At 59.1% G+C, this 17310-nt stretch carries 12 protein-coding genes, 1 pseudogene and 1 riboswitch; of the genes and pseudogenes, 12 read left to right on the top strand and 1 reads right to left on the bottom strand.

The features are described from left to right. Window positions 1-152: 152 nt before the first annotated feature. From VE934_RS04635 to VE934_RS04590, 10 genes and pseudogenes are all read left to right on the top strand, one after another. Window positions 153-1082, top strand: a complete 930-nt coding sequence (locus tag VE934_RS04635) for a glyoxylate/hydroxypyruvate reductase A (RefSeq protein ID WP_324884800.1) — start codon at window positions 153-155, stop codon at window positions 1080-1082. Window positions 1083-1086: 4 nt separating this feature from the next. Further along, window positions 1087-1995, top strand: a complete 909-nt coding sequence (locus VE934_RS04630; RefSeq protein ID WP_324884798.1) for a hydroxymethylglutaryl-CoA lyase — start codon at window positions 1087-1089, stop codon at window positions 1993-1995. An 87-nt stretch (window positions 1996-2082) separates the two neighbouring features. Further along, window positions 2083-2589 (top strand): annotated as a pseudogene (locus VE934_RS04625) (YbaK/EbsC family protein); the annotation flags it as partial. Continuing rightward, window positions 2566-2835, top strand: coding sequence for a DUF1289 domain-containing protein (locus tag VE934_RS04620; protein ID WP_324884945.1), 270 nt, complete (start codon window positions 2566-2568; stop codon window positions 2833-2835). The pseudogene VE934_RS04625 and the gene VE934_RS04620, both read left to right, overlap by 24 nt. Next, entirely contained in the window at window positions 2832-3473 is a 642-nt protein-coding gene (locus VE934_RS04615; protein WP_324884796.1) for a 2-hydroxychromene-2-carboxylate isomerase, read from the top strand. Before VE934_RS04620 ends, VE934_RS04615 begins: the two co-directional genes overlap by 4 nt. Before the next feature lie 179 nt (window positions 3474-3652). Then, on the top strand, window positions 3653-5329 hold the full coding sequence (locus VE934_RS04610; RefSeq protein ID WP_324884794.1) for an MFS transporter: 1677 nt from the start codon (window positions 3653-3655) through the stop codon (window positions 5327-5329). 293 nt (window positions 5330-5622) lie between these two features. Further along, window positions 5623-6072 (top strand): hypothetical protein, encoded by a 450-nt coding sequence (locus VE934_RS04605; RefSeq protein WP_324884793.1) that lies wholly within the window; start codon window positions 5623-5625, stop codon window positions 6070-6072. A gap of 397 nt (window positions 6073-6469) precedes the next feature. Continuing rightward, window positions 6470-12370, top strand: coding sequence for an excinuclease ABC subunit UvrA (gene uvrA, locus VE934_RS04600; protein ID WP_324884791.1), 5901 nt, complete (start codon window positions 6470-6472; stop codon window positions 12368-12370). Window positions 12371-12494: 124 nt separating this feature from the next. Further along, window positions 12495-13325: a DUF4399 domain-containing protein gene (locus tag VE934_RS04595; protein WP_324884789.1), complete on the top strand. Its 831-nt coding sequence runs from the start codon at window positions 12495-12497 to the stop codon at window positions 13323-13325. A gap of 110 nt (window positions 13326-13435) precedes the next feature. Next, window positions 13436-13681 carry a DUF6139 family protein gene (locus tag VE934_RS04590; RefSeq protein WP_324884787.1) on the top strand — a complete coding sequence of 82 codons (246 nt, stop codon included), beginning with the start codon at window positions 13436-13438 and terminating at the stop codon, window positions 13679-13681. 21 nt (window positions 13682-13702) lie between these two features. On the opposite strand, the gene VE934_RS04585 is transcribed toward VE934_RS04590, so the two are convergent. Next, window positions 13703-14533, bottom strand: a complete 831-nt coding sequence (locus tag VE934_RS04585) for an HAD-IIB family hydrolase (RefSeq protein ID WP_324884785.1) — start codon at window positions 14531-14533, stop codon at window positions 13703-13705. A gap of 33 nt (window positions 14534-14566) precedes the next feature. Next, window positions 14567-14642: riboswitch (S-adenosyl-L-homocysteine riboswitch) on the top strand. 105 nt (window positions 14643-14747) lie between these two features. Here VE934_RS04585 and ahcY point away from each other — a divergent pair. Together ahcY and VE934_RS04575 are read left to right on the top strand one after the other, a co-directional pair. After that, entirely contained in the window at window positions 14748-16178 is a 1431-nt protein-coding gene (gene ahcY / locus VE934_RS04580) for an adenosylhomocysteinase (RefSeq protein ID WP_324884783.1), read from the top strand. Between the two features lie 114 nt (window positions 16179-16292). After that, window positions 16293-17303 carry a TlyA family RNA methyltransferase gene (locus VE934_RS04575; RefSeq protein WP_324884781.1) on the top strand — a complete coding sequence of 337 codons (1011 nt, stop codon included), beginning with the start codon at window positions 16293-16295 and terminating at the stop codon, window positions 17301-17303. Window positions 17304-17310: the final 7 nt, after the last annotated feature.

Raw genomic sequence — 17310 nt, 5'->3', positions numbered from 1 at the left:
TCGGCTGGGCACCGGCTTTGGTTTGCCGGCATGGATTGCCGGTCAAGCCGGCAATGACACAGTCGGGGGGCGAAAGTCTGTCATCCCCGACTCGATCGGGGATCCATGCCGCATGAGCCACCGCCCCAACACGACAAGAGAGAATGCAACCCATGCGAATCACTTTCTGCTGCACCGACACCAACGCCGAACCATGGCTGGCGGGTCTGCGTGCCGCCTTTCCGAACGACACGGTTGAACTCTGGGCTCCCGGCGCTGCGGCCGCCGACTACGCAGTGGTGTGGGCGCCGCCACAGCAGTTTCTGGATGAGCAATCAGGGCTCAAGGCCATGTTCAACATAGGCGCTGGCGTCGATGCATTAATGAAACTGCGCTTGCCGCCCGGCGCTGCCGTGGTCCGGCTGGATGATGCGGGCATGTCGGTACAGATGGCCGAGTATGTGAGCCATGCGATGATCCGGCATTTCCGTGAGCTTGACGGCTACGAAGCTGACGTGAAGCAGGGCAAGTGGTCCTTCCGCAAGCCCCGCGCGCGGGCCGATTTTCCGGTCGGCGTGATGGGGCTTGGCGTACTGGGTCAGCGAGTGGCCCGGACGCTGCTGCAATTTGATTTTCCGGTGCGCGGCTGGAGCCGCTCTGGCAAAACCGTGGAGGGCGTTTATTGCTTTTCAGGTGAAGAGGGCTTTGACGAATTTCTGGCCGGCACTCGTATCCTGGTGTGTCTGCTGCCGCTGACGCCGGAGACACAAGACATCATGAACCGGCAGACACTCTCACGACTGATGCCCGGCGGCTATGTCATCAACGTGGCGCGTGGCGGGCACCTGGTGGAAGATGACTTGCTGGCATTGGTGGACAGCGGGCACCTGGCTGGGGCGATGCTTGATGTTTTTCGCACAGAGCCGCTGCCAGCGGGCCACGCCTTTTGGCAGCACCCGAAAATTTCCGTGACGCCGCATACCTCGGCCCGCACACTGCGTGATGAAAGCATTGCGCAGATCGCAGGAAAGATTGCCGCGCTGGAGGCCGGGCAGCCTATTGCCACACTTGCCGGCGTGGTTGACCCTGAAAAGCGATACTGAACATATGACCCTCCCAACCAAAGTAAAAATCGTCGATGTCGGCCCACGCGATGGCCTGCAAAATGAAAAAGGCGCGGTGCCTGCTGCAGTCAAGATTGAGCTTGTGCACCGCTTGCAGGACGCTGGCTTGACAGAAATTGAAGTCGCCAGTTTTGTCTCGCCCAAGTGGGTACCGCAGATGGCTGATAACGCCGAGGTCATGGCGGGAATCAGGCGCAAGCCCGGCGTCCGTTACTCGGTGCTCACGCCCAATATGAAGGGATTTGAAGCGGCGGTGGTGCACAGACCCGACGAAATTGTGGTGTTTGCCGCTGCAAGCGAAGCCTTCAGCCAGCGCAACATCAACTGCTCCATCGAAGAAAGCATTGAGCGCTTTCGCCCCGTGGCTGAGGCGGCCCGCGCCGCCAACATCTATGTTCGTGGCGCGATCTCCTGCGCTGTGGGTTGCCCTTACGAGGGTGAGGTGTCTACTGAAAGGGTCGAGATGGTGGCGCGCCTGCTCAAGGGTATTGGTGTACAGCATGTGGGCGTTGCCGACACGATTGGCGTGGGCACGCCGCTCAAGGTGCAGCGCGCCATGGAAGCCGCGCTGCGGCACTACAACATCAACGACGTGTCAGGCCATTTTCACGATACCTATGGTCAGGCGCTGGGCAACACGCTGGCCTGCCTGCAGATGGGCGTGTGGCAGTACGACACTTCGTGCGCCGGGTTGGGCGGCTGCCCTTACGCCAAGGGTGCAACCGGCAATGTGGCTACAGAAGACGTGGTCTACATGTTGCAGGGCATGGGTATAGAGACCGGCATTGATCTGGACAAACTGATCGACGCGGGCAAGTTCATCAGCGACTTCCTCGGCCGCAAACCCAACTCGCGCGCTGCGACTGCCTTGCTGAACAAGAGGGCCGGGTAGTGCGCCGCGCCGGGCCGCCCCAAGCAAGCACAGCCCCCTCGGGGGGCAGGGCGCTACGCCAAGCGAGCAACCGTGGGGGCTTTTAACGTGTGTGGAGCTGAGCTCAAGGTTCTTCCCGAGGGCGTGCAGCGTGTCGCTTCGGTGCTGCAGTCCAAAGGCCATCCCCACATGCCCGTGATGCTGGACGATGCAGCCCGCACGGCGCAACAGGCTGCCGATGCGCTGGGTATTGGGCTGGGGCAAATCGCCAAAAGCATCATCTTTCGCCGCAAATCCGATGACGCGGCCGTGCTGGTCATCACTTCTGGTGATCAACGCGTGGACGAAAAGAAGATTGAGGTATTGCTCGGCACCGAAGGCAGGCGTCTTGGTCGCGCGGATGCTGCCTTCGTCAAGGAAAAAACGGGGTTCTCGATAGGCGGCGTGTCGCCGGTTGCGCATGTCACGCCCAGCATCACCCTCATCGACAAGCTTCTATTTCGCTTTGAAGAAATTTGGGCTGCGGCCGGCCATCCGCATGGCGTCTTCAAACTCAGCCCGCAGCAACTGGTGTCGCTCACCGGCGCGCCGGTGGCCGACGTAGCGGTTGATCCCGTGCTGGAAAAGCAGGCGCTTGCGCACGCTGTTGGGCTGGTTAGTGAACGGGCCCGAGAAATCAAAGGGCAAGAAACAGATCTGCCGTCGCCTTGCATATCGGTGTGCCGCATGGATGCCCGTGGCTTGTGCGAGGGCTGCTTTCGCACGGGCGCCGAAATTGCCGCATGGAGCCAGGCGAGTGATGCACACAAGCGGCAGGTGTGGACACTGATTGAGCAGCGGATGCTCGCCATTCAAGCATGAAACACATTACCTTCTATCTGGATTTCATCTCGCCCTACGCTTACCTGGCGTTTGAAAAGCTGCCGGAAACGCTCAAGGGAATTACCCATAGCGTCACGTACAAGCCGTTGCTGTTTGCGAGCCTGCTCAAACACCATTGGCAACTCGGACCGGCTGAAATTGAAAGCAAGCGCGACTGGACCTATCGGCAAGTGTTGTGGCTTGCATCGCAACAAGGCACTGCTTTGCAGATGCCCGCAAGCCATCCGTTCAACCCTCTGGCCTTGTTGCGTCTGGCGATTGCTTCCGATGCGCAAGGCGCGCCAAATCGTTACGTGTGTGAAACACTCTTTCGTCATGTCTGGCTCGGCGGTCATGAGGCCGCTGATGTGCAGCGCCTCGAAGCCGTGACTGCGCAGCTGGCCCCGCAGCGGGCCGCGAACAGTGACGAGGTGAAGGCCCAGCTAAAAGCACACAGCGACGAAGCGATTGCAGCCGGTGTGTTTGGTGTCCCGACATTTGTGGTGGATGGCAAGGCCTTCTGGGGCCTGGATGCGCTGCCCATGTTGCGCGATTACCTCTGTGCCGGCGCTTTTTTTGCTGAATCAAACTGGGATTCTGTCAGCCAGGTTTCTCAGGGTATTCCCCGAAGAAAATAGCCGCGCTCGCTCCGATATCCGCATGCTGAAAAAATTCTCGGGGGTTTTCCCTTGAGTTGTCAGCCGCTGTTAAGTTTGGTGCAAGCTCCTGTTGGTTTCAGGTCAGGGTTGGGTCAGTGTCTCGCAAAACAATCGCCTCAGCTCCCATGTTGGGCGCGTTAATTATTGGAGACAACATCATGTCAACAGCCATAGACAACAGGCCCATGAGCAAGGAGCAGAAGAAAGTTATCTTCGCTTCTTCGCTGGGTACGGTATTTGAGTGGTACGACTTTTACCTGTACGGCTCGCTCGCGGCAATTATTGCCAAGCAGTTCTTCTCGGGCCTTGACCCTTCCGCCGCTTACATCTTCGCCTTGCTGGCGTTTGCTGCCGGTTTCCTGGTGCGTCCGTTCGGCGCCCTGGTGTTCGGCCGTTTGGGCGACATGATTGGCCGCAAGTACACCTTCCTGATCACCATCGTGATCATGGGTGCGGCGACCTTTATTGTTGGCTTGCTACCCAACTACGCCACGATCGGTATTGCCGCTCCTATCATTCTGGTTGCCTTGCGCATGCTTCAGGGCCTGGCGCTGGGTGGTGAGTACGGTGGTGCTGCTACCTATGTGGCCGAGCACGCGCCGCATGGCAAGCGCGGTTTTTACACATCATGGATTCAAACCACTGCGACGCTGGGCCTGTTCCTGTCGCTGATGGTGATTCTGGGTGTGCGCCAAGCTGTTGGCGAAGCCGCTTTTGCTGACTGGGGCTGGCGCGTTCCGTTCCTGGTGTCCATTTTGCTGTTGGGCGTGTCGGTCTACATTCGTCTGTCGATGAATGAATCCCCCGCCTTCCAGAAAATGAAGGCCGAAGGCAAAACTTCCAAGGCGCCGTTGTCCGAGTCTTTCGGTCAGTGGAAAAACCTGAAGATCGTGATCATCGCCTTGCTGGGTCTGACCGCTGGTCAGGCTGTGGTTTGGTACACCGGTCAGTTCTACGCGCTGTTCTTCCTCACGACCATTGCCAAGGTTGACGGCGTTACCGCCAATTTGCTGATTGCTGCCGCGTTGGTGATCGGTACGCCTTTCTTCATCTTCTTTGGCATGTTGTCCGACAAGATTGGCCGCAAGTCCATCATCCTGGCTGGTTGCTTGCTGGGCGCGGTGACTTATTTCGCCGTGTTCCCGATGTTGCTGCAGTACGCCAACCCCGCGCTGAAAGCTGCACACGACACCGTGACCGTGACCGTGACTGCCGATCCAAAAACCTGCTCCTTCCAGGGCAGCCCGATTGCACGTGAGATCGACTTCACCAGCTCTTGCGACCAGGCCAAGCGTGTACTTGCACAGAACTTCATCCCGTACAAGAACGTTGCTGGTCCTTCGGGCTCCATCGCTTCGGTTCAAATCGGAACGACGTCGGTGCCTTCGCTGAACGCCACTCTGAACGACAAGCGCAATGCCTTCTCTCCCGAGAGTGCAAAGGGCATTGCCGACTTCAAGAAGGCAGTGCTTGACAACGCCAAGACCGCTGGCCTGACCACCAAGGCTGACGACAAGAGCATGAACAAGCTCATGATCGGCGTCATTCTTGTGTACCTGGTCATCCTGGTGACCATGGTGTACGGCCCGATTGCAGCGATGCTTGTTGAAATGTTCCCGACGCGGATTCGTTACACGTCGATGAGCTTGCCGTACCACATTGGTAACGGATGGTTTGGCGGCTTGTTGCCCACCACTGCGTTTGCGATGGTGGCGGCGACGGGTGATATTTATTACGGCCTCTGGTATCCCGTGATTGTTGCGGCCGGCACATTTATCATCGGCATGCTGCTGGTCCGTGAGACCAAAGACGTCGATATTTACGCAAACGACTGACAGGAAATCGCCCGAAAGGGGCTCTCGGTGAAAACGAGGGCCCCCCAACTTTGTAAAACTCGATAGACTCTTGCTCAAGGGCGGGAGTCTTTTTTATTGGAGACTGCGGAATGTGGAAATTAGTTGTTGGATTTGTAGCCTTTGCGGCGCTCGCCCTTTATATGCTCAGCCGAGGTGGCGATATTGACCTTGGGGGTGAAAAGCATGGTGCGGACACCGCCCATCCACCTGCTGCGGCGAGTTCTCCACCAGCACCGGCCCGCTAAATCAAGGGGCCACACTTACATGACACCATGAAATACCACAAATCTGAAGCCGGGCAACTTGCCCTGAAAGACCGGTCCCTGCTGACCCCCCGTCAAAGGTCCGCTTTCATTCTGTTTGATGGAAACCGCGACCTCGCGGCGGTGTTGCAGGCCACGGCCAGCATGGGTGTGACCACTGAAGACATTGATCATCTGATCGGCCTGGGCTTTTTGGTGCCACTTGTGGCGCAAGAGACACAAGCCCAAGTTGATGTTCGTGAGGCAAAAGCAACGAAGCTGACCGGACAAGAGCGCTACAAAAAAGCATATCCCATCGCGGCGCAGTTGACCTCGGGTTTAGGGCTGCGGGGCTTTCGGCTTAACCTAGCTGTTGAGGGTGCCGGTGATCTGGACGCACTGCTTGCGCTATTGCCTGCCATCCGCGAGGCTGTAGGACCGGCTAAGGCTGAGGCTCTGGAACAAGCTTTGCGTGACTGATTGCGAATTTTTCTTACGCGATGCTGCGTGAGGTTTGAGCTCAAAAGCCCTGCGGGGCTTTTTTAACGTCTGGATACAAACCTCGCGGAGCTTGATGCCTGTTTGACTCCAGCCCGCCAATGTCGAGCTTGGAAATTCCTCCGGCGAGATTTTCAGTTTGTCGCCGCTTGCTGTGCACTGGCCCGACGCAAGCTTTCAGCCAGGGGTTTGGCTTCAGCAATTCCTGACTTTAGGGCGCCAATTTCACAGCCTGCTATTTCATCTCTCCTGAAACTGCCGTTTTGTAGGGCGACATGTTTCAAGGTGTGTGATGAACCAAGCGCGTGTTTAACCCTACGAGCCGGCAGAAGGAAGGGCCTGTCTAGAATGTTTGACCTCACCAGAAAGCAGCTCACCCATGTCTCAGGGAACCATCCGCATTCGCGGTGCACGGCAACACAATCTCAAAAATATTGATCTGGATATTCGCACCGGCGAAATGACAGTTGTGACCGGGCCGAGTGGGTCCGGAAAGTCGTCTCTGGTGTTTGACACGCTGTTTGCCGAAGGCCAGCGCCGATACGTTGAAACGTTTTCTGCATACGCCCGGCAATTTCTGGATCGCATGGACAAGCCCGCGGTGGACAAGGTTGAAGGCGTCCCACCGGCTATTGCGATTGACCAGACCAACCCGGTGCGCAGCTCGCGTTCCACTGTGGGGACGATGACCGAGCTCAATGACCATTTGAAGCTGCTTTATGCACGCGCAGCGCAGCTGTTTGACAAAAAGACCGCACAGGCTGTGCGTCATGACACGCCCGAATCGATTTATGCCGAACTGATGGCGCGTACGGTGGGCAGTGATGCGAGAGTGATCATGACCTTCCCGGTGGAGCTACCGGGCAACACTACGGCTGAAGAAGTTACTCAGTGGTTATCGGCAAGCGGGTTCACGCGTGTGCATGCCGAGCGGGAAGTCGCGACGCCAACCGGGCCGCACAAATTGCTCGACGTGGTGGCCGATAGGTTTCGCGTTCAAACCGCGGAGAAGGCCCGCGTGGTTGAGGCCATTGAACTTGCCCTTAAACGCGGCGGGCGGCTCAACGTCTATGTGCAAGCGGCTAAAGAGGGCCAGCCAGAAGACATGTGGCGGTTTTCCACCGGCTTGCATTGTCCGGACAGCGACCTGCGTTATACCGAGCCCACGCCATCGCTTTTCTCGTTCAACTCTGCCATGGGCGCCTGTGAAACCTGCCGCGGCTTCGGGCGCGTCATTGGCGTTGACTACGGGCTGGTGATTCCAAACGACAAGTTGACCCTGCGCGCCGGTGCCATCAAGACCCTGCAGACGCCAGCCTGGGCTGAAAACCAGGACGACCTGATGCGTCACGCTGAGGCAGCGGGCATTCCACGCGACACGCCCTGGTACAAGCTCACCCCCGAACAGCAGCATTGGGTGATCCACGGCACACCGGCCTATAAAAATGGCCAGTGGAAAAAGCAGTGGTACGGCATCAAGCGCTTTTTTGCTTACCTGGAAACCAAAGCCTACAAGATGCACATTCGTGTGCTGCTGTCCAAGTACCGCAGCTACACGCCATGTGAGACCTGTGGCGGTGCGCGCCTGAAGCTCGAAGCGCTGCTGTGGCGCCTGGGTTCAAAAGAAGCCGCTGACGCCGCACTGCCGCCGGCCCAACGATTCATGCCAGTTGGTGTGGACTGGAGCCGTGCGCAGCTTGAGGCCATGCCTGGGTTGAGTCTGCACGACCTGATGCAGTTTCCGATAGACAGGCTGCGCGAGTTTTTTGTTTCCTTGACCGCTCACCCTGAACTTGTCGAAGGGCAAGCTTCCACAACCCCAGCCAGAACGGGTGAGGAAATGGCGCTCAAGTCCCTGTTTGAAGAAATCCACACCCGCCTCAAATACCTGTGCGACGTTGGCATTGGCTACCTGACGCTGGACCGGCAAAGTCGCACACTGTCCGGCGGTGAGGTGCAGCGCATCAACCTGACCACGGCGCTTGGCACTTCGCTTGTCAACACGCTGTTTGTGCTGGACGAGCCGTCCATTGGCCTGCACCCACGCGACATGAACCGCATCACGCAGGCCATGCACCGGCTGCGCGATGCGGGCAACACACTGGTGGTGGTGGAACATGACCCAGCGGTGATGCTGGCCGCCGACCGCATGATTGACATGGGCCCCGGGCCGGGCGAGAAGGGCGGGCAGATTGTCTTTGACGGCACGCCTGAAGACCTCAAACACGCCGACACATTGACAGGCGCTTACCTCGGTTCGCGCAAGCAGGTGGGCATGGGCCTGAAACGCGCGGTGAGCGACAACACGCCGCGCCTGATTCTGGAAGGCGCGCGCGACCACAACCTGAAAAACCTGACGGTGGAGTTTCCCCTGCAGCGCCTGGTGTGTGTCACCGGCGTCAGCGGCTCTGGCAAGTCGACGCTGATGCAGGACATTCTGGCCCCGGCTTTGCTGCGCCAGTTTGGCAAGGCCACAGAAACGCCGGGCTTGCATGACCGCCTGATGGGCGCGGACTACCTGACCGATGTGGTGTTTGTGGATCAGTCGCCGATTGGCAAGACGGCGCGATCCAACCCGGCCAGTTATGTGGGCGCGTGGGATGCGATTCGCGAGTTGTTTGCGCAAGCGCCGCTGGCAAGGCAGCGCAGCTATACCGCCACCAAATTCAGCTTCAACAACGGCGACGGTCGCTGCCCGACCTGCGGCGGCTCAGGCTTTGAGCATGTGGAGATGCAGTTTTTGAGCGACGTTTATCTGCGCTGCCCCGACTGCGATGGAAAGCGGTACCGGCCCGAGATTCTGGAAGTCACAATTGAGCGCAAGGCGATAGGGGCTGTGTATCCGCGCTTGATGAACGTGTCTGATGTGCTAGACCTGACCGTCAGCGAGGCGAGCCAACTGTTTGCGCAAGACCGCGAAGTGATTCGTGCGCTGCAACCCATCGTGGATGTGGGTCTTGAATATGTGAAGCTCGGCCAGCCCGTGCCTACGTTGTCGGGCGGCGAGGCGCAGCGCCTCAAGCTGGCTGGTTTTCTGGCCGGCGCTTCAAAGACCGCTAGCGCCAGCCGCCAGCCTCTGGCGTTGAAAAACATCAACCGCGGTACGCTGTTTCTATTTGACGAGCCGACCACCGGCCTGCACTTTGACGATATTGCCAAGCTGATGCGCGCGCTGCGCAAGCTGCTGGATGTCGGACATTCGCTGATCATCATCGAGCACAACCTGGATGTGATTCGCTCGGCTGACTGGCTGATTGACCTCGGACCCGAGGGTGGCGAAGCGGGCGGTCTTCTGGTGGCCCAAGGCACCCCTGAGGAAGTACGCGAGCATCCGACATCGCACACGGCACTGGCGCTGCGTGAGTATGAGCTGGCCATGGGCAAGGTACACGGCGTGGAAGAAGCACGCCCCAAAACATGGACCACCAAGCCAGGGTTCTCCAATCTGATTCAGATCGTCAACGCGAAGGAGCACAACCTCAAAAGCCTGTCGGTCAACATTCCGCGTGGGAAGTTCAATGTGGTGACGGGTGTATCGGGCTCGGGCAAGTCGACGCTTGCGTTTGACATCCTGTTCAACGAAGGCCAGCGGCGTTATCTCGAATCGCTCAACGCTTACGCGCGCAGCATTGTGCAGCCGGCGGGGCGCCCGGAGGTTGATGCGGTTTACGGCATTCCACCAACCGTAGCCATCGAGCAGCGCCTGTCGCGCGGTGGCCGCAAGTCCACCGTGGGCACGACCACCGAGGTGTGGCACTTCCTGCGTCTGCTGTATGTGAAGCTGGGTGTGCAGCATTGCACCAAAGACGGCGCGGCCGTGATGCCGCAAAGCGCCGAGAGCATTGCAGCGCAATTGCTCAAGGCCTACCGCGGCCAGCACATTGGTTTGCTGGCACCGCTGGTGATCAACCGCAAGGGCGTCTACACAGAGCTGGCCGACTGGGCGCGGCCGCGCGGCTACACCCACCTGCGCATTGATGGCGAGTTTTTGCCGACCACCAACTTTCCGCGCATTGACCGCTTCAAGGAGCACACGGTTGAGCTGCCGATTGCAGATATTCATGTGACGCCTGATAACGAAGCCGCGCTGCGTCAGGCGCTGACAGCCGCGCTGCAACATGGCAAAGGAGTTGTGCATGTGCTCGCGCCGCTGGATGGTTTGCGTGGCGCGATGATGACGGGCAGCTCCACCAAACATCTGGGCCACCTGCATGCGTCGTCTACCCGGCGTGCCTGTCCGGTGTGCTCTACATCTTTCCCGGAGCTGGACCCGCGCCTGTTCAGCTACAACAGCAAACACGGCTGGTGCCCGGATTGCGTGGGCACCGGCGTCAAACTCACCAAAGAACAACGAAAGGTGTTTGATGATTCCGTAGCCGACGCAGAAAACAAGGGGCGTGAGCAAAGTTTTGCGGAGCCTGAGGCCGAAGATGTGACGGACGCCGCTTGCCTCGGTTGCTCCGGCACGCGGCTGAATGCGCAGGCTCGCGCAGTCAAGTTTGCCGGTGTTGGTATTGCTGATATCGCGGCTTTGTCGGTAACTGATGTGCGCCGGTGGGTCGAAAAGCTGGCGCTGGAAGGCCGTGAAGCCGGTATTGCGCGCGATTTGATCCCTGAAATCAAAAGCCGACTTGAGTTTCTGGAAGATGTTGGTTTGGGCTACCTCACGCTGGACCGTGGGGCGCCCACGCTTTCGGGCGGCGAGGCGCAACGCATCCGGCTGGCCGCGCAACTCGGCTCCAACCTGCAGGGCGTGTGTTATGTGCTGGACGAACCGACGATTGGCCTGCACCCGCGCGACAACCAGATCCTGCTGCGCGCACTGGGCAAGCTCAGCGATCGGGGCAACACCCTGGTGGTGGTCGAGCATGACGAAGACACCATACGCCGCGCGGACAACATCATCGACATTGGTCCCGGTGCCGGCAAGCGCGGTGGACAGTTGGTCGGGCAGGGGACGGCCGCACACCTGGCTACGCTGCCTGGCTCACTGACCGGGCGTTATCTGGCGCAGCCGCTGGTCCATCCTTTGCACCCGCGGCGCGAGACGCAGACGGGCGCAGCACCCTTGGCGCAGGCGGTTGAAACTGCGGCAAAGGATGTGGCTCCCAAAGTGAGCAAGCAAAAGGCCGCGGTCCTGAAAGCGGCCGCGTTAAAAGCCGCAGCCGCCAGTGCGAGTGCGTTGCACAACGCGGCGCCTGCAGCAGCCAGCGTGTTTACGTCCTGGATTGATGTGGTGGATGCCGATTTGCACAACCTGCAACATGTGTCCGTGAGCGTGCCTCTGTACCGTCTGGTTGCGGTGACTGGTGTGTCCGGATCAGGCAAATCAACTCTGGCGCGCGACGTGTTACTCACCAATGTGCAGGCGGCAGTGATGCAGCGCTCCACCAAAGCCGGGCGCGACGCGGACGACAAAGGCCAGCACCCTGTATGGACAGGCTGCGAACGCATCGAAGGTTATGGCGTGGTAGACCGTGTGCTGGAGGTCGACCAGACGCCCATTGGCAAGACACCGCGCTCGTGCCCCGCGACCTATATTGGTTTCTGGGACACCATCCGCAAGCTGTTTGCCGACACGCTGGAAGCAAGGGCGCGGGGGTATGCAGCCGGGCGCTTCAGCTTCAACACAGGAGAAGGGCGCTGCCCAACCTGTGAGGGCGCGGGTGTACGCACCATTGGCATGAGCTTTTTGCCGGATGTGAAGGTGCTGTGCGAAACCTGTCACGGCGCGCGATTCAACCCCGAAACCCAGGCGGTAACCTGGCGCGGTAAAAACATTGGCGACGTGCTGACCATGGAAGTTGATGAGGCCGTCGACTTTTTTGCGTCCATGCCCAACATCGCGCACCCCCTGCAGTTGTTGAAAGACGTGGGGCTGGGTTACCTGACGCTTGGTCAGCCTTCACCAACGCTGTCAGGCGGTGAGGCGCAGCGCATCAAACTCGTGACTGAGCTGAGCAAGGTGCGGGACGACATCACCCGGCGCGGTCAAAAAGCGCCGCACACGCTTTATGTGCTGGACGAGCCCACGGTAGGCCTGCACATGGCCGACGTTGAAAAACTCATCCATGTGTTGCATCGCCTGGTTAACGGCGGGCATAGCGTGGTGGTTATCGAGCATGACCTGGATGTGATTGCCGAGGCCGACTGGGTGATTGATCTGGGCCCGGACGGTGGCAATGCGGGAGGCCGGGTGGTAGCGGCTGCACCGCCGGAGCAGGTGGTCGGGTTGGGCACTGCAACTGGCAAGGCGCTGGCACCCGTGTTGGCGCGTTAAAGCGGCAAAGACCCCCCAGCCCCTGGGGTTTTCCCTGAGGGCTGGCAGAATAAATACTGATCAGTCATAAAATTACCGTTCAGTGCAGATCATCCCGATTCGCACAAACCGGATGAATCCCATCATGCTGCGTCCTGCCCTCAATTATCTTTGTATGTGTGCCCTCGCTTTGGTGCTGGCTGCCGCCATTCCGGCGACTGCACAAACGCCGGTTGTGGCGACCGATGAGGTGGAAGTGCCTGCGCATCCTTGGGTGGTGCCGTCGCCCCGTTCGGCAGAAACCTATTTCACCAACCTCAAGGATGGTGTGACACTGGAGGCTCCGTTTGTAGCCCGTTTTGGTCTGTCCATGCGTGGCCTGGTGCCGGCGGGCAAAACGGCAGGGCGCGCCGGTCACCACCACCTGCTGGTCAATCAGGGACTGCCGCTCGATTTTAAAAAGCCACTGCCCTTTACGGAGCAATACATCCACTTTGGCAAGGGCCAGATGGAGATGGTGGTGAACCTGCCGCCGGGCACTTATGACTTGCGCTTGTTGCTGGCCGACCAGGGGCACATCCCTTACTTTGTCTATAGCAAGCCATTGAAAGTGACGATCAGCAAGCAAAACAAAAATGTGAACCCTGCGAGCGTGCAAGGCCCGGCGCGGGTGGAGCTGCTTGCGCCGAATGATCGCGAAACGGTCAAGCCGCCATTTCAGGTTCAGTTCCACGCCAGTGGTTACAACGTTTCTCACCTTGCTCCCAAAGCCCCTGATACGGGTCATTTCCGGCTCACCGTAGAGCGCGCGGGGCGCAAGGCCGAGGTGATCAACTTCACGGGCGGGCAAACCGAAACATGGCTCAACCCGCCAGCGGGTGACTACACGATGCGGCTTGAGCTGGTCAGCAATGCTGATGGGGGCAAAGTCCTCACGGCCGCCAAGCCGTCCGCGCTGACCGTGGCTGCGCGCTAAGGTTCACGTTTTTCACGGGGTCAGACCAGAGCGGCACTGTCCTACACCGGGACACCCGCTTGGGGGCGATAAACACGAACCACTTCGTGAATATTGAAAGGACAGTCCTCATGCAACTGGATATCTACCGTCGCTCCGAACCTGATCACAAGCTTTCTTACCTGGCCGTTCCAGCTGGCAAACCGATCCCCGACGAAGCTACCAATGTGGAATGGCTGGAAGAGGCCCGCGCCCTGGATCTGGATGAAGACTCGCCTGACCTGGAGGGTTATGCAATTGAGTCCGCGGGGCAGCAAATCCTTGAAAAGGGATATGCCATTACCAGTGTTGAGCATCAAGTCGAGGCTGGCAGCTAGCGTTGCAGCCGAGGCAATTGGTTAACGCCTGCGCGCGTCGAGAAGCGCCGCGGCCACTTCGGCAAAACCGGCGCCGCGTTCTCCCTGGCTGATATAGCGCGGTTTATGCGTTAGCTCGGACTCAAAGCGGCGAATGTTGGCCACCCCAACTGCGTGCGCGAAGGCCTGGAACATCAGTTCGTCGTTGGTTGAGTCCCCAACATACACCCAGCGCTCCATCTCCGCATTCAGATCGCGGTTAAACAATTCGCGAACGATCCAGCGCGCGCCTTCCAGTTTGTTGTGCCCCCCAAACCAGCCGTTGATGTGGATGGAGCTCACAGTTGCTGTCATGCCTTCCGCCCGCATGATCTGCATCGTCTGGGCAATGCGATCGGGCGATAGCTGCACAAATTCGCTGTGGTCAATCGCAATGTCCGTCTCACGCCCCGCACTGTCTTCGGACAACACCGCGCCCGGTACCTCCAGCACCACACGCTGAGCCACCTCCTGCATGCGGGTGTAGTTGGTGCTGCGGGTAGCGGCGTCCTGCTGATATCTTTTTGATAGCAAACTATCGCCGTCGATATTGGGCAAAGAGCTATTTTTGTTCTGAAGAAGAGCCACAGCACCGTTTTCAGCCACGATGGCATCGACCGGCCAGCTCAGCGCAAATGGCTCGCTCCACCCGACCGGACGGCCGGTGATCGGGATGACATGCAGGCCCGCGGCTTTCAGGTCGCCTAGCGCCTGCAATGCATCGGGCGTGATCGCCCCTTCAGTGGTCAGGGTGTCGTCAATGTCGGTGAAGACGCCGGTGATGCGCTGGCGCTCGGCCAGGGGCCAGTTTTTCAGGGGTTCAAAACGGTGCATGACGAAAGTGTCGCATGTCTGTACAATGGTAGGCTTCCTGAGGAGCGTTGCAACCCACGGCATGTGGACTAGGCTCAGGACGTATCAATTGCAACCACGCTCACCCGCATGTGCTTTGAAGCCGGGTGAGTCAAACCAAACAGACTCCTCCCTCATCAAGCCATGCGTCGTGGCTATTTTGCCCAATTGACCTTTGACCTTCGGAGAATCCTCAATGAGTGCCGTATTGAAATCCACCCCTGACTACGTGATCGCCGACATTTCCCTTGCTGCCTGGGGCCGCAAGGAACTGAAAATCGCCGAGACCGAAATGCCTGGCCTGATGGCCATCCGCGAAGAGTTCGCAAAAGCCCAGCCGCTCAAAGGCGCGCGCATCACTGGCTCGCTGCACATGACCATTCAAACCGGCGTGTTGATCGAGACCCTGCAAGCTCTGGGCGCTGACGTGCGTTGGGCATCGTGCAACATCTTCTCCACACAGGACCACGCCGCCGCTGCCATCGCTGCTGCTGGCACACCCGTGTTCGCCATCAAGGGCGAAACCCTGGCCGACTATTGGGATTACACGCACCGCATTTTTGAATTCACTGGCGCCAAGGGCACGCCTGAAGAAGGCCCGAACATGATTCTGGACGACGGTGGCGATGCAACCCTGCTGATGCACCTGGGCACCAAGGCCGAGAAGGACGCATCCCTGCTGTCCAAGCCCGGCAGCGAAGAAGAAATTTGCCTGTTCAACTCCATCAAGGCCAAGCTTGCGCAAGACCCCACCTGGTACAGCCGCCGCCTGAAAAACATTGTTGGCGTTACCGAAGAAACCACGACTGGCGTGCTGCGCCTGAACGAGATGTCGGTCAAGGGCACCCTGGCCCTGCGCGCCATCAACGTCAATGACTCGGTGACCAAGTCCAAGTTCGACAACCTGTATGGCTGCCGCGAGTCCCTGGTTGACGCGATCAAGCGCGCCACCGACGTGATGGTTGCCGGCAAGGTCGCTCTGGTCGCTGGCTACGGCGACGTGGGCAAGGGCTCTGCCCAGGCCCTGCGCGCCCTGTCCGCACAAGTGTGGGTGACCGAGATTGACCCGATCAACGCCCTGCAGGCCGCGATGGAAGGCTACAAGGTCGTCACCATGGAATATGCAGCCGACAAGTGCGACATTTTTGTGTCCGCCACCGGCAACAAAAACGTGATCACCTACGAACACATGGCGGCCATGAAAGACCAGGCCATCGTCTGCAACATCGGCCACTTCGACAACGAGATCGACGTTGCTGCACTCGAAAAATGCACTTGGGAAGAGATCAAGCCGCAAGTCGACCACGTGATCTTCCCGGACGGCAAACGCATCATCCTGCTGGCCAAAGGCCGCCTGGTCAACCTCGGCTGCGGCACTGGCCACCCGAGCTTCGTCATGTCGTCCAGTTTTGCCAACCAGACCATTGCGCAGATCGAGCTGTTCACCAAGCAGGCCGACTACGAAGTGGGCAAGGTTTATGTGTTGCCGAAACACCTGGACGAAAAAGTCGCGCGCCTGCACCTGAAGAAAGTCGGCGCGATGCTGAGCGAACTCAGCGACGAACAGGCTGCGTACATCGGTGTCAGCAAGGCTGGCCCGTACAAGGCAAATACGTACCGTTATTGATAGCTGGCTGTCATGCCGGACTTGATCCGGCATCCATGTCTTTCAGCCTATTTGTTCGCAGGCATGGATTGCGGGTCCGGCCCGCAATGACAACGCCGTTACTTTCGGAGGCCTATGCGCGCTGATTTATTCCTCGTCGAAACCGGCCATGCCACCACCCGCTCTCAGGCCCAGCGCCTGATTGCGTCGGGTGTGCAGTGGCGCGCCGAAGAAGGTGGTCCGTGGAAAACGGTTGCCAAGAACGGTGACGAGGTGCCGCCCGGTGCCGAGATTCAGGTCCCGGACACCACCGAGGCGAAATACATTTCGCGCGGTGGCCTCAAGCTGGAAGGCGCACTCAAAATCACCGGCGTTGATGTGGCTGGCTTGCGTTGCCTGGATATCGGTCAGTCAACCGGCGGCTTTACGGACTGTCTGCTGCAGCATGGGGCTGCCCAGGTGGTGGGCGTGGATGTGGGCCATGGCCAGTTGCACGGTAGCATGCGGGATGACCCGCGTGTTGTTTGCATCGAAGGGGTCAATGCCCGTGCACTCACGGCGAACGATCTCATTGATCATTACCTCCAGGCGTTGCACGCAGGCGAAGAAGTCGATGAATTTGATGAAGAACTCGACGGCGATAGCGAAGTCGACTTCGACCCGGTGTTTGACTTTCTCACCGGCGACCTGTCCTTTATTTCCCTGACCTTGGTGTTGCCAGCGGTGGTGCGTTTGCTCAAGGCCGATGGTCACATGCTGATGCTGGTCAAACCGCAGTTTGAACTGCAGCCCGGTCAAATCGGCAAGGGCGGCATTGTGCGTGACCCTGCGCATTTTGAGTTTGTCGAAAAGCGTCTTCGCGACACCTGCACCAGCCTCGGTCTGGATGTGCTCGGCTGGCTGGACTCCCCTATTGCAGGCGGTGACGGCAACCGTGAGTTTTTTGTGCACGCCAAAAAAGGCCACAACGTGGCGGGCGAGGATGTTCCGCTGGTCGCCGCGCCACCGCGCAACCTGCCCAAGCGCACACCACGCAGTGAGATGCGCGCCATGCATGAGGCCCACGAAGATTCGGAAGAAGCGCATGCCGGTCAGCATGGCCCGGCGCGCGGCAAGCGACGCGACAAAGACGCCGACAAAACATAAAACACAA

It is taken from the genome of Polaromonas sp., assembly GCF_035638815.1.
Classification (GTDB): Bacteria; Pseudomonadota; Gammaproteobacteria; order Burkholderiales; family Burkholderiaceae_C; genus Polaromonas.
The sequence above is the reverse complement of the archived record's forward strand: the minus strand, read 5'-3'. Positions and strand labels throughout refer to the sequence as shown.